The sequence below is a fragment of the Streptomyces sp. NPDC040610 genome, from assembly GCF_055594065.1.
Map to the genome: position 1 here is coordinate 67,366 of NZ_JBVIXA010000004.1, position 13,917 is coordinate 81,282.

General features: G+C 73.9%; 7 protein-coding genes and 1 pseudogene. 2 read left to right on the forward strand and 6 right to left on the reverse strand.

What is annotated here, in order from left to right; all coding sequences use genetic code 11:
* Positions 1–142: 142 nt before the first annotated feature.
* The 6 genes and pseudogenes from ACZ6AA_RS16215 to ACZ6AA_RS16240 form a co-directional block, all read right to left on the reverse strand.
* Positions 143–1,135, reverse strand: coding sequence for a class I SAM-dependent methyltransferase (locus tag ACZ6AA_RS16215; protein ID WP_468482840.1), 993 nt, complete (start codon positions 1,133–1,135; stop codon positions 143–145).
* A gap of 149 nt (positions 1,136–1,284) precedes the next feature.
* Positions 1,285–2,190, reverse strand: coding sequence for a carbohydrate ABC transporter permease (locus ACZ6AA_RS16220; RefSeq protein WP_471458537.1), 906 nt, complete (start codon positions 2,188–2,190; stop codon positions 1,285–1,287).
* The gene (locus tag ACZ6AA_RS16225) at positions 2,187–3,569 is read right to left on the reverse strand and encodes a carbohydrate ABC transporter permease (protein ID WP_468450043.1); all 1,383 of its coding nucleotides are present in this window, start codon (positions 3,567–3,569) and stop codon (positions 2,187–2,189) included. The genes ACZ6AA_RS16220 and ACZ6AA_RS16225 overlap by 4 nt, the downstream gene beginning before the upstream one ends.
* A 7-nt stretch (positions 3,570–3,576) precedes the next feature.
* Entirely contained in the window at positions 3,577–4,989 is a 1,413-nt protein-coding gene (locus tag ACZ6AA_RS16230) for an ABC transporter substrate-binding protein (RefSeq protein ID WP_471458539.1), read from the reverse strand.
* Between the two features lie 390 nt (positions 4,990–5,379).
* Entirely contained in the window at positions 5,380–8,274 is a 2,895-nt protein-coding gene (locus tag ACZ6AA_RS16235; protein WP_471458959.1) for an FtsK/SpoIIIE domain-containing protein, read from the reverse strand.
* Between the two features lie 1,437 nt (positions 8,275–9,711).
* Positions 9,712–10,278, reverse strand: a pseudogene (locus ACZ6AA_RS16240) (FHA domain-containing protein); the annotation flags it as partial.
* A gap of 623 nt (positions 10,279–10,901) precedes the next feature.
* Here ACZ6AA_RS16240 and ACZ6AA_RS16245 point away from each other — a divergent pair.
* On the forward strand, positions 10,902–12,521 hold the full coding sequence (locus tag ACZ6AA_RS16245; protein WP_468450041.1) for a serine/threonine-protein kinase: 1,620 nt from the start codon (positions 10,902–10,904) through the stop codon (positions 12,519–12,521).
* A gap of 159 nt (positions 12,522–12,680) precedes the next feature.
* A complete protein-coding gene (locus ACZ6AA_RS16250) occupies positions 12,681–13,916 on the forward strand; it encodes a serine/threonine-protein kinase (protein WP_471458541.1) in 1,236 nt (411 codons plus the stop codon).
* Position 13,917 lies beyond the last annotated feature (1 nt).

Below are 13,917 nucleotides of genomic sequence, written 5' to 3' on the forward strand. Positions count from 1 at the left end.
CCACTTTGCCGCTATTCACCCAGAATTCATCGGTACGGCACGCGCCCGGTGCCTGACCGGGGTGGCGAACAGGTCGCGGCGAGCGACACCCGCCGGGGTGGACGGCCGGAACCCGACCCCCACCCCGACGCGTGCCTCGTCCTCAGGACCGGCGGCTCAGGAACGAGACGAGACCCCGCCCCTTGGGACGCCGGTTGTCCCCGCCCCGCCGCCCGGGCTTGCCCGGCGCCTGCTGGACGGCGGCGGCCTGCGCGGCGCCCTTGCCCTGTACGGCACCCTTGCCCTGCGCCGCACCCTTGCCCTGCGCGGCCCCGGCGGCAGCCGCCCCCTGCCCCGGCACACCCGAGGCGTGCCGCGACACCGGATGCGCGGGCGTCCGCGCCTTCCCGCCGCTGATGCGGATCATCGGCTGCCCCGCGACCTCCTCCGCCCCGTGCCACATGTCGTCCCGGCCCTCCAGGAACGCCTTCAGCTCCCCGTGCACCTCGTCGTAGGCGCCCCACGTCCCGTAGAACTTGGTCGCCGTGATGCACAGCGGCTTCAGGCCGGTCGTGGCGACCGCGCCCCAGGTGGCGGCGGCGACGCCCGGGCAGTGCTCGGCGCGGAAGTCGTCCAGGACGACGATCCCGTCCCGGCGCAGCAGGCGCCGGGCGGCGGCGATGTCGGCGTGGACGTGCTCGTACAGATGGGAGGCGTCGATGTGGACGAAGCGGCAGCTGTCCGCGCGGACGTGCGCGGTGATGCCGGACGAGGGCGCCTGGACGACGGCGGGCAGCTCGTCGTGGAAGGAGCGGTAGTTGGCCTCGAAGGCGCGCCGGGTGAGGGTCGCGTACGAGCGGTTCATCTCCTGGGAGTTGGCGTCGTCGGGCGCGGGCGAGTCGAAGAGGTCGCAGACCGTGAAGGTCTCGCCGGGGCGCAGGAAACCGCCCATGAAGATCGCGCTCTTGCCGAGGTAGACACCGAGCTCCAGCAGGTCGCCGGGTTCCTCGAGGGTCCGCTGGCGGTTCAGGAACCAGTCGAAGAGCACCTGGTCGGCGGGGTGGAACCAGCCCTTCACCGCGGACAGGTCGGTCGGGAGCGGCAGGTCATCCAATTCCTGGGCGGACGTCGGTACGGAAGCGGAGGCTTCGGGCATGTCAGGTCCTGGAGTCGGGGGCAGTGCGCCGCGATCGACCGTAGTGGCCAAGATCCGCCGGACACCACAACCGGCACGACACGCCGCCGAAGCGGCACGACACGCCCCCGACTCCTTGGGTCCCCCGTCCCCTCGACGTCACCCGCCCGTCACTTGACGGCACCCGCCATGACGCCGGACACGAACTGACGCTGGAAGGCGAAGAACACCGCCAGCGGGATGACCATGGAGATGAACGCGCCCGGCGCCAGGATCTGCACGTTGTCGCCGAAGAACCGCACCTGCTGCTGCAGCGCCACCGTGATCGGCGGGCTGCCCGCGTCCGCGAAGATCAACGCGATCAGCATGTCGTTCCACACCCACAGGAACTGGAAGATGCCGAGCGAGGCGATCGCGGGCGCGCCCAGCGGCAACACCACCCGCAGGAAGAGCCGCAGCTCCCCGGCCCCGTCGAGCCGGGCCGCCTCCAGGAGTTCACGCGGGATCTCCGCGAAGAAGTTCCGGAGCAGGAAGATCGCGAACGGCAGGCCGAAGGCGGTGTGGAAGAGCACCACGCCCGTCGTCGACTCGAAGATCCCGATCTCGCCGAACAGCTTCGCCACCGGAAGCAGCGCCACCTGCACCGGCACCACCAGCAGTCCCACCACGCCCAGGAACCACCAGTCGCGGCCCGGGAACTCCATCCACGCGAACGCGTACCCCGCGAGCGAGCCGATCACCACGACGAGCAGCGTCGCCGGCACGGTGATCGACACGCTCGTCAGGATCGAGTCGGTGATCGTCTCGTCCTTGAGCAGGTTGGAGTAGTTCTCGAAGGTCAGCTGCGAGGGCTTGCTGAAGACCTTCCACCAGCCGCTCTCGCTCATGTCCTGCGTCGTGCGCAGCGAGCCGATCATCAGGCCGAGCGTCGGCACCAGCCAGAACAGGCCGACGACGACCAGGAAGACGCGCAGCACACTGCCGCTGACGACGGCGGCGATCCGCCCTCCGAGCGATTGCTTGGCCTTCACGATCTGTACGGGGGATGCCTTGGCCGTCTCACCCTGGGTACTCATCGCCGGGCCTCCCGCCGCATCCGCCGCATGTTGAACAACATCACCGGAATCACCAGGAGGAACAGCAGCACCGCGATGGCGCTCGCCACGCCCGCGTCCCGGTCGCCGAACGCCGAGTTGTACAGCTGCACCGCGAGGACGTTCGCCTCGTCCTTCGACGAGCCCGGCGGGATCACGAAGACCAGGTCGAAGATCTTCAGCACATTGATCATCAGCGTGACCACGACGACCGCGAGGACCGGCGCGAGCAGCGGCACCGTGACCCGCCGGAACACCTGCCACTCGTTGGCACCGTCCACGCGCGCCGCCTCCAGGAGCTCACGCGGCACGCTCGCGAGCCCGGCCGCGATCAGGACCATCGCGAACCCGGCCCACATCCAGATGTAGCTGCCGATGATCGCGGGCGTGATGAGCGACGGGCCGAGCCAGTCCACGCCGTTGTACGGCTCGCGGAAGTTCGAGGCCGGATAGCGCAGTTGGGCCCCGTCGGCCTCCTTCGGCAGGCTGAACGTCCCGTCGGCGGCGGCCGTCGTCGACGCCACCACCTCGCCGCCCTTGACCGCCTCGATCTTGATGCCGGGGTAGCCGAACTCGGCGGCGTCCGGGGCGTTCAGCTTCCCCCTGCCCTTGCCGCGGGTGAAGTCCTGCCAGGCCGTGCCGGTGACCTTGCCCGGGTCGGCCGACGCGGCCTTCGCGGACTTGGCGTCGTCGGGCATCTGGTCCGGCGGCACACCGGTGAGCGGCAGCGCCACCGGCTCGCCCGCCTTGACCGGCTCCTTGGTGACGAAGGCGCCGCCGCCCGCCGACTCCAGCGGGGAGCGGGCGCCGGGGTGGCCCCGCGGGAAGTTCGAGGACTCGGCGAACGTGTCGTGCACGCCCACCCACAGGGCGTTGGCGACACCGCGGTCGGGGTCCGACTCGTACACGAGCCGGAAGATGATGCCCGCCGCCAGCATCGAGATCACCATCGGCATGAAGATGATGAGCTTGAACGCCGTGCCCCAGCGCACCCGTTCGGTGAGCACCGCGAAGATCAGGCCGAGCGCCGTGGTCAGCGCGGGCGCCGCCACCAGCCAGATCGCGTTGTTCTTGATGGCGGTACGGATCCCGTCATCGGAGAACATCGTCTCGTAGTTGTCGAAACCGGCGAAGTCACCGGCCTTGTCGAAGAAGCTGCGGCCGACCGAGTAGCCGATCGGATAGAGCACGAGCGCGCCGAGCAGGACGAGGGCGGGCAGCAGGAACAGCGCCGCGATCGTCTTGCGGGTCCCGGTGACGCTCCTGCGGGGACCGGCCCGATGCGGGCCGGACTTGGACGTGTGCGGCGTCGACTGGGCCGGGGGCACCGCCGCGGTGCCCCCGGCATCCGGGGTCGTCATCGCCGCGTCAGCTCTTCTTGTACGCCTTGGCCGCCGCGTCCTCCAGCGTCTGCTGGGTGCCCGCGACGTTCTTCGGGTTCTTCAGGAAGTCCTGCAGCGCCTTCCACTCGCCCTTGCCGGGCGTGCCGCCGAAGGACTGCGGGGCCTGGTCCGACATGTCGAAGCGGATGTCGTCGCCCGCCTTGATCAGGGCGCTCGCGATGCCGCGCTGCACGTCGTTCGGGTACGCCTTCAGGTCCAGGTTCTTGTTCGGCGACACGAAACCGCCCGCCTCCGCCCAGATCTTGGCGGCGTCGGGGGTGGCCAGGAACGTCAGCAGGGCCTGTGCGCCCTTGCTGTCCTTCAGCGCCACGGCCGCGTCACCGCCGACGACGGCCGGCGACTCGTCCCCGACCGCCGGGAACGGGAACACCTTCGCGTCCGTGCCCACCTCGGCCTTCGTCTCCGCGATCGCCAGGGACACCATGTCGCCCTCGAAGACCATGCCCGCCTTCGGCTGGTCGCCGCCGGTGAAGGTCTGCTTCACGGACGCGGGGAACTCCGTCTGCAGGGCCCCGTCGGCGCCCCCGGCGATGAACCCCTTCTTCCCGAAGAGGTCACCGAGCGTCGTCAGGGCGTCCTTGACGGACGGATCCGTCCACTTGATCTTGTGCTGGGCGAGCTGGTCGTACTTCTCCGGACCCGCCTGCGAGAGGTAGACGTTCTCGAACCAGTCGGTGAGGGTCCACGCCTCCGCGCCGCCCACCGACATCGGCGTGACACCCGAGTCGTACACGGTCTGCGCGGTCTTCATGAACTCCTTCCAGGTCTTCGGCTCCTGGACTCCGGCGTTCTCGAAAACCTTGGTGTTGTACCAGATCAGCGACTTGTTGGCGGCCTTGAAGTAGACGCCGTACTGCTTGCCGTCCACCGCCCCGAGGTCCTGCCAGCCCTGCGCGTAGTTCTTCGTGAGCTGCTTCTGCGCCTCGGGCCCGACCGGCTTGGCCCACTTGTTCTGCACCGCCTGCTCGATGGCGCCGACCTGCGGCAGCATCGCCACGTCCGGCGGCTGGCCGCCCGCCACCTTCGACTCCAGGAAGCTGATGATGGGGTCCTGAGCCGGTACGAACGACACCTCGGCGCCCGTACGCTTCTCGAACTCGTCCAGGACCTTGAGGAACACCTTCCGTTCGGCGCCGCCCCAGACGGCGGCCACCGACACCTTCTCGCCGTCCAGCTTGGGCAGTTGCACGGTGGCCGCGCTCTCCTTGCCGCCACCGCCCGCCTTGTTGTCGTCCTTGTCCTTGTCGTCGCCCCCGCAGGCGCTGAGCCCCAGCGCGAGGGCGCCGACGGCGGCGGAGGCGACTATCTTGGCGGCCGCCCCACGCGTGCGACGAGCGCGACGTGTACTCGGTGTGCGTGTACGAAGAGTGCTGCGCATCACTGCCCCGTTCTCTTCCCCGACAGGTCCCGTTGCGGTCTGTCTACGCCCGCGCGGTCAGGGGCGGCAAGATGGTCAACGGCGTCAAGTCGGTGATCGTAATGGCGTTGTGACGTGCCGTCATCTGGCGTGGGCGCCCTTTCGGACGAGGTCCGCCGGGGCTTGCGTACGCCTTTCACCCCACCTGTTCCCACCCACCCGCCCACCCGTGATCGTGGGACGCGCCTTGCCCTCGCGGGTGGCTGGGCGGCTGGGGTTGCGTCGCCTGTGCGACTCGCGGCTCGAGTCCTCCGTCCCACCCTGTGGGCAGCTGGGCCGCGCAGAGGGCGATGGGGGTCCCCCTGCTCGAGCGCAGCCCAGTTCGACGGTGCCTGTGACGTGGGGGGCACGTCACAGCAAGGAAGAGACCCGTTCCGCCGACACCGAACGCGCCGCCCGCTCCAACGCACTGGCGAGAAGCGCCAGATCCGTCGGCCCGTTCCCCAGCTCCCGCACGGGCCTCCGCGTCGGCGGATCCCCCATCCGCTCCCACTCGACCGGCACCACCGTGGGCCGCAGCGTCGCGGTCCGCGGAATCCGCCCGGTGACCCGCCCGGCCTGGAAGGCGGCCCCCCGCCCGTCCAGGCCACGCAGCACACCCCGCCCGGGAGCAGGGTCGTCCGCCCCGTCCCCGACCGCGTCGAGCGCGACCAGGAGCCCGGCCCGTCGCCCCACCTCCGAGGCCCCGACCCGCTCACCCCGCGCCGCCGCGACCAGGTGCACACCGAGCCGCTCCCCGTCCCGGGCCACCGCCTCGAGGGCCCGCACCACGGACCCGGCGGCGGGCCGCCCGGGCGACCCGAGCGCGGGCGCGAGCAGCGCGTCGAAGTCGTCCACGAGCACGACGAGCCGCGCGAGGGGCGGCCCGGGCTCGGCCCGCCCCGCCCCGACGGGCCGCAGCCGCATCGTGGCACTCGTCGGGGCGTCGAGGTCCCCGTTGTCGGGGGCGCTTGTGCCGCGGGGGTCGCGCGATCCGCCGGGGCCGTTGGGTCCGCCGGGCCCGTTGGATCCGCCGGGCGCGGCAGCGCCACCCGCGGCGCCGGAACCCTCAGCCCCGTCCACCCCGCTCGTACGCCGCGCACCGCCGCCGTCCCCGGACGCCCCGAGGCCCCGCCCCGCCCCGGGCGACCCTCCGGCCTCCGCCCCGGAAGACCGCTGCGCGACCATCCGCCCGGACACCTCCCGCTGCGTGTGCCACTCGGCGAACCCCACACGCCCCAGCAACTCCGCCCGCCGCTTCAGCTCGGCCGTCAGCGACTGCGCGAACTCCCGCATCCGGACGGGGTCGTTGGCGGTGAGGTGCGTGGTCACATGGGGCAGCTCCGTACAGGCCCGCAGGCCGTCCCCCGGCCGCTCCCCGGCCCCGCTCCCGCCGCCCGTCCCGGAGCCGTTGCCCGGTCCGCCGTCGCGGCCGTCGATGAGGACGATCCCGAGCCGGTCGGGCCGTTCGGCCGCCGCGAGGGACGCCGCCACGGACCGCAGCAGCTCCGTGCGTCCGCTGCCCGTGGGCCCTTCGATCAGCAGATGCGGGCCGTCCGCGACGAGGTCCGCGACCACCGGCCCGCGCGCCCCCGCCCCGAGCACCGCCCAGGCCCGCCCGCCCAGCGCCTGCGCGTCGTCCGCGGCGGCCGCCCACCGCGCCATCAGCGAGGGGGGCGTGGCCCTGGCGAGCCCCAACTCGTCCAGGAGCCGCGCCGATTGGGGCAGCGGCACGGCCACCCGGGCCCGTCCGCCCCCCGTACCCGCCCCGTCGGGCCGCAGCGGCGCGAGCGCCCGCGCGAACCGCTGCGCCCACGCCGCCGACACCGCGTCCACCACGGCGACCGTGCCGTGCCCCGCGGGCCGCCCCTCCGCCGTGCGCAGCACCCGCAGCGCCGTCGCCACGTCCCCGCTGAGCAGCGCCGCCGCCCCGCACGCGCGGAACGCGGGCGACACCTCGCACGCCGCCTCGTACGTATCCGTCACCGCTGACGTGGGCGACGCCGCCGCCGTCTCGGCGAGGCACACCACATGGATCCCGGCCCCGGCCCCTTCGCGCGCGAGCCGCACGGTGGCCTCCCGCAGCCCGGCCGACCCCGGATCCCCGTCCACGACCACCACCGTGCGCGGCCCGGGCGCGCCCTCGGCGGAGCCGTCCGACGAGCCCCCGGAGAAGCCCGGTTCGGCGTGTTCAGTGGGTTCGTCCAGGCGTCGCAGCAACTCGCCCGTACGGGCCGCCGCCTGGTCCCGGTCGTACGCGAGCAGCAGTCGGCAGTCCTGCCCATGGCCGGGCCTGACGTGCGGCAGCCAGCCCAGCCAGGCCCACTCGTCGGCCCGCTGCCGCGGCGTACGCGTACGGTCCGTGCTGATCAGGACGATCTCCAGGGACGCGGGCGAGTGCAGCGCCGCCAACTGCGCGAGCACCGACCTCGCCAGGCCCGCGAGCCGTCCGCGCGGCCCCGCGAGCCCCAGCGCCCCCGCCTCCCGCAGGCTCACCGTCACCGGCACCGCGGGCAGCAGCCCGTCCGCGCCCGGGGCGGCCCGGTCGACCGTGCCGAGCCGCACGGCCAGCGCCTCCGGGTGGCCGGGGCCGCGCTCCCAGAGCCGTGCCCCCGGCCCGAGCGCCGCCAGGAGCAGCGCCGCCGCGTCGGGCCACGCCTCGGGCACGCGCGCGCCCGCGTCGGCCGTCGCGTCGGCGCCGGCCGCTTCCGCCCCGTCCGTCCATCCGTCCTCGTACGCTTCGGCGTTCCGGGGCCCGTCATACGTCTCGTCGTACGCGGCGTGCTCCCGCTCCGCCTCCTCGCCCCGCCCACCGGCCAGCCGCCGCGCCCACGCGGACAGCCCACCCCGCTTCCGCACCCCACGCGGCACGGCCGTCCCCCGAGGCGGCGTACCGACCCGGTGCCGCTCCATCTCCGGCACCCCACCTTGCTGCGGCACCACGGACGCGTCGGAGGGGGCGGGGGAGTTAGCGGTGCTGGGGGTGGTGGGGGAGGCCGGGGTGGTGGAGGAGGCCGGGGGCATGCCCGGGGCACCGGGTGCCGCAGGCGGCAGGGGAGCCGCAGGGTGCGCGGGCTGCGCGGGCTGCGCGGTGGGCGCAGGTGTCCCTTGCGATCCGGACATCCCTGGGGTCCCAGGTGTCCCCGTGGTCCCGGGTGTCCCTGGGGCGGCAGGTGTCCCCGGAGTCCCCCGCGTCCCCGGGGCCGCAGGCGTCCCCTGGGTCCCGGGCATACCTGGGGTGCTGGGCATTCCGGGGTTCCCGGGCATCCCTGGAGCCCCGGGCATCCCTGTGGCCCCCGGCGCCCCTCGGGTCGCCGGTGTCTCCTGGGCCCCGGGCATGCGCGAGGTGTTGGGCCTTCCGGGGTTCCCGGACGTCCCCGGAGCCCCCGACGTCCCTGGGGCCCCAGGAGTGCCTGTGGTCCCCGGCGCCCCTGGGGTCGCGGGTGTCCCCTGGGTCCCGGGCATGCGCGGGGTGCTGGGCATCCCGGGGTGCCCGGCCATCCCCGAGGCACCCGGTGCGCCTGGGTTCCCCGGCACTCCCGGGTTCCCGGTCATCCCCGTGGTCTCCGGCGTCCCTGGGGCCGCAGGTGCCCCCTGGGTGCCGGGCATACCCGGGGTGCTGGGCCTTCCGGGGTTCCCGGACACCCCCGAGGCCCCCGGCATTCCGGGGTTCCCGGTCATCCCCGTAGTCCCCGGCGCCCCTGGGCCCGCAGGCATCCCCTGGGACCCGGGCATACCCGGGGTGCTGGGCATTCCAGGCCTCCCGGACGTACCTGGAGCCCCCGACCCACCTGGGATCTCAGACACCCCCGCGGCCCCCTGCACTCCCGGGTCCCCAGAAGTCCCCGGGTCTCCAGGCTTCCCTGGAGCCACATTCATCCCCGGCGTCCCGGGCACTCCCGGGTGCCCAGACATCTCCGGCGTCCCGGGCACTCGGGGGTACCCAGACATCCCCGGAGCCCCGGACATCCCCGAGCGCCCAGACACCTCTGGAGCCCCGAGCATCCCCGAGTTCCCAGACATCCCCGGAGTCCCCGACCCCCCTGAGGCCTGAGACGCCCCCGAAGCCCCACGCCGCCCAGAAGCCCCAACAGCCCCGCCGTCCTCCGGCGCACCCACACGCCCACTCACGCCCCCGGGCCCGCCACCATGTCCGCCAGCACCGCCCCCGGCGGCCCCCCAGTCCGCCTCCCCGTACGCGTGCTGCGTCGAGCCGCCCCCCGGCCGCCCATCCGCAGGCCGCCCGTCCCCGCGCCGCACACCCTCCGGCCACGCACCCCCGACAGCGGACCCCTGCTGCCGCACACCCCCACCACCGGGACCCGTCTGCAGCCCATCCCCAGGCTGCCCATCCCCACGCCACACGCCCTCAGGCCGTCCGTCCCCACCCCAGGGACCCCGTCCGTCCTCAACCCCGGGACCTTGCTGCCGCCCGTCCCCGCCCTCGGGACCCTGCCGCCGCACACCCCCAGCCGTTCCGTCTCCAGCCCCACCAGGCGCCCCGTGCCCCGGATCCACCGGCACCCCCTGCCCAGGGCCTCCCGCACCCTGCCCAGGGATACCCACGCTCTGCCCAGAGGCACCCGCGCCCTGCCCAGAGCCGTGCATCCCCTCCAGGCCAACAACCCGCACCCGCACATGCCCCTCCCCGTCCGAGGCCGTCGGCAGTGGGTCGTCCACGGCGTCGCCCGTGGTGAGCCGCAGCACGGACTCGCCGACGCGCAGGAGGGAGCCGGAGGGGAGGCGGACCGGGCGGTCGGAGATGGTGCGGCCGTCCACCGTCGTGCCGTTCGTCGAGCCGAGGTCGGTGACCGTGACGCGGCCGTCCGGGTCCAGGGTGACCGCGCAGTGCAGGCGGGAGACGTCCGGGTCGTCGAGGGGGACGTCGGCCTGCGCGGAGCGGCCGACGCGGATCTGGCCGCCGTGCAGCAGGTGCACGCCGCCCGCGTCGGGGCCCGCGACCACGTGCAGCCGGGCGGTGGCCTCGGCCAGGTCGGGTCCGGGCTCGGCGGGGGTGCCGACGGACAGCACGGCGCCGTCGACCAGGGGCGGCTCGCCGAGCGTGCAGCGCTGGAGGTCGAGACGGTCCGACTGGGCGTACAACACGGTGGGGCCGTCGCCCGCGGCCACGGCCGCGGCCAGGCCGGAGGCAACCGCGGCGAGGGCGGTCCCGGCGGGGGCGGTGACGAGCACGTCGCAGGCCGCCGCGGGGCGTCCCCCCGGCTCGGTCTGGCCGCCACGCGGCCCGAGGACGGTCAGCCGGATCTGCATCGCCGTCAGCGGTCCCTTCCTGCGCTGGGCGCCCGGCACGGGGACTCGCACTGTGATTCCCCCCACCGCACACGGGCACGTCGGCCAGTACGGACAGCATCCTCGCACCTGCCACTGACAACACGCCCGCCCCCCACCCGCATTTGATCTTGATTGGTCGGCTCTGCTCGGAAACGTGCCCGCAAAGTGCCTGCTCGGACCGATGTGGGCGGTGATGACCACGTGCGCACGGCCGCACGTCCGGACGGAACGGGACCACACCGGACCACGCCGGACCACACCCGACCGGATCGGGCCGCGCGGGACCGAGCCCGGCCGCGGCCGGGACCAAAGTCCGTTTCCGGCGCCGACGGCGCCCCCTCGGCAACCAACCGCGCTGGTCCAGCGTCTTCCCTCCGAACAAAGGTCCGTCGTGGGTCCGATTCCGGCCGCCGAGAGGCGCAAGATCGTCGGACGGCGCCCCGTTCGGCGGCACTACAGTGGGTCGGAACGCTGTACCGGACGACGGGGCGGCGCGAAGCACACCAGCACCGCAGGACAGCGGGACGGCGCCACCGCGCAGCGGGGCGGCGCGAACGCACCGCAGGACCACAGACCAGCCAGATCAGCAGGGAGCGCATGACGTGCGGCCGGTAGGCAGCAAGTACCTGCTCGAGGAGCCGCTCGGGCGCGGCGCCACGGGCACCGTCTGGCGAGCCCGCCAGCGGGAGACCGCGGGCGCCGAAGCGGCCGTTCCCGGCCAGCCCGGCGAGACCGTCGCGATCAAGGTCCTCAAGGAGGAGCTGGCCAACGACCCGGACGTGGTGATGCGCTTCCTGAGAGAGCGCTCCGTCCTGCTCAGGCTGACGCACCCGAACATCGTGCGCACCCGCGACCTGGTCGTCGAGGGCGATCTGCTCGCGCTGGTCATGGACCTCATCGAGGGCCCCGACCTGCACAAGTACCTGCGCGAGAACGGCCCGTTCACACCGGCCGCGGCGGCCCTGCTCACCGCCCAGATCGCCGACGCGCTCGCCGCGAGCCACGCCGACGGCGTCGTGCACCGCGATCTGAAGCCCGCGAACGTCCTGGTCAAGCAGGACGCGAGCGGCATGCACCCGATGCTCACGGACTTCGGTATCGCCCGCCTCGCCGACTCCCCGGGCCTGACCCGCACCCAGGAGTTCGTCGGCACGCCCGCGTACGTCGCGCCGGAGTCCGCCGAGGGCCGCCCGCAGACGAGTGCCGTCGACATCTACGGCGCGGGCATCCTGCTGTACGAGCTGGTCACGGGCCGTCCGCCGTTCGCCGGTGGCTCCGCCCTCGAAGTGCTGCACCAGCACCTGAGCGCCGAGCCGCGCCGCCCCTCGACCGTGCCCGACCCGCTGTGGACGGTCATCGAGCGCTGCCTCAGCAAGGACCCCGACCGCCGCCCCAGCGCCGAGAACCTGGCGCGCGGCCTGCGGGCCGTCGCCGACGGCATCGGGGTGCACGCGAGCGCCGCGCAGATCGCCGCCGCCGAGGGCGTCGCCGCGCTGCTCGCGCCCGACCCCGCGCCCGCGCCGGTCCCCGGCAGCCAGGGCGCGGCCGACCCCACCCAGGTCCTGCCGACCAACGCGGGGGCGTACGACCCGAACGCCGCGACCAGCGTCATGCCGAACACCGGCGGCCCCCAGGGCCCGAACGCCGACCCCACGGCCGTCATGCCGCCGGTGGGCCACAACCAGGGCGGCAACCCCGACGAGCCGCACCCCTGGCAGAACCAGATGCGCGCGGCCCGCGACCGCAACGACCAGACGCAGGTGCAGTACCTGGACCCGAGCCAGGACCCGCTGCGCCGCCGCCCGCAGCGCCAGGTGGCCCGCCCGCAGCAGCCCCAGCAGCCGCAGCCGTACGCCCCGCAGCACCAGCCGCAGCCGTACCAGCCGCAGCCCCAGCCGCGCCAGATGCAGCCCCAGCCCCAGCCGTACGCGCCGCAGCCGCAGCCGTACCAGCCGCCGCCCCAGCAGCCCGCCCCGCCGCAGCCAGCGCCCCCGGAGCCGCGCCGCCAGCGGCAGCCGAACCCGAACCGGACCCGGATCCCCGGCCTCGGCTGTCTCAAGGGCTGCCTGGTCGTGCTCGTGATCCTGTTCGTCGCGAGCTGGCTGGTCTGGGAGCTGAGCCCGCTCCAGGACTGGATCGGCACGACGAAGAGCTACTGGGACCAGATCAAGGACGTCTACAACACGGTGTCCGACTGGTCGAGCAAGATCAACGGGAACTGAGCGGGACCGAGCGGGAACGGAGAGAAGGCCGGGTTCGGGAGCCGAACCCGGCCGACTCTGTTGATTTGTCGACTCCTGCGGGGTGATTTCCCGTGCGGATGTGATGGTTGGTGCCCTGGCCGCGTAGTTTTGGGCCAACACACATCCGTAGGAGCAGTCTTGGGACGGAAGATCGGCAGCCGGTACACGGCCCACCAGATTCTGGGACGGGGCAGCGCCGGCACGGTGTGGCTCGGCGAAGGCCCCGAAGGCCCTGTCGCCGTCAAGCTGCTGCGCGAGGACCTGGCGTCCGACCAGGAACTCGTCGGCCGCTTCGTCCAGGAGCGCACGGCGCTGCTCAGCCTCGACCACGCGCGCGTGGTGGGCGTCCACGACCTGGTGGTCGACGGCAACGACCTCGCCCTGGTGATGGATCTCGTACGGGGCACCGATCTGCGGACGCGTCTGGAGCGCGAGCGCAGGCTCGCCCCCGAGGCCGCCGTCGCGATCGTCGCGGACGTCGCCGACGCGCTCGCCGCGGCGCACGCCGCGGGCATCGTGCACCGGGACGTGAAGCCCGAGAACGTCCTCCTGGACATGCAGGGCCCTCTCGGCCCCGGCGGGGCGCACCCGGCCCTGCTCACGGACTTCGGCGTCGCCAAGCTCATCGACTCGCCGCGCCGCACCCGCGCCACGAAGATCATCGGCACCCCGGACTATCTGGCCCCCGAGATCATCGAGGGCCTGCCCCCGCGCGCGGCCGTCGACATCTACGCCCTCGCCACCGTCCTGTACGAGCTGCTCGCGGGCTTCACGCCGTTCGGCGGCGGCCACCCCGGAGCCGTCCTGCGGCGCCACGTCACCGAGACCGTGGTCCCGCTGCCCGGCATCCCCGACGAGCTCTGGCAGCTCATGGTGCAGTGCCTGGCCAAGGCCCCGGCCTCCCGGCTGCGCGCCTCCGAGCTGGGCGACCGGCTGCGCGAGCAGCTGCCCCTGCTCGCGGGCATGCCGCCCCTGGACGTCGACGAGCCCGAGGCGGAGCCCACCGACGAGCCGTACGAGGAGACGTCCCCGGAGCCGCACGAGAAGCCCCCGCGGCGGGGCGCCGTGCCCCTCGTCCCCGGCGCCGCGCCCGCGGACGCCAACCGCGACACCCACACCTCCATGCGCGTCCCCGCCCCCGACGAGCTGGCCGGCGGCGCCCGCGGCACGGCCCGCGCCCCCCGCGCCACGGGCACCGTCCGCCCCGGCTCGGCCCGCCACCGCGCCTCGGCCAGACGCCGCCGGATCACGCTCGGCGTGGCGGGGGTCGTCCTCGCCGCGGCGGTCGGCGCGGGCGCCTGGTACGCCACGTCCGGGGACGAGGGCGACCCCGCGACCCCCGACAACAGCAACTCGGCGCCGCCGGTTCCGTAGG

Excerpts from the sequence above, each read along its gene's own strand:
- ACZ6AA_RS16220 (WP_471458537.1), bottom strand. The coding sequence starts at position 2,190 with ATGAGTACCCAGGGTGAGACGGCCAAGGCATCCCCCGTACAGATCGTG.
- ACZ6AA_RS16225 (WP_468450043.1), bottom strand. The coding sequence starts at position 3,569 with ATGACGACCCCGGATGCCGGGGGCACCGCGGCGGTGCCCCCGGCCCAG.
- ACZ6AA_RS16230 (WP_471458539.1), bottom strand. The coding sequence starts at position 4,989 with ATGCGCAGCACTCTTCGTACACGCACACCGAGTACACGTCGCGCTCGT.
- ACZ6AA_RS16235 (WP_471458959.1), bottom strand. The coding sequence starts at position 8,274 with ATGCCCGGGAACCCCGGAATGCCCAGCACCCCAGGTATGCCCGGGACC.
- ACZ6AA_RS16215 (WP_468482840.1), bottom strand. The coding sequence starts at position 1,135 with ATGCCCGAAGCCTCCGCTTCCGTACCGACGTCCGCCCAGGAATTGGAT.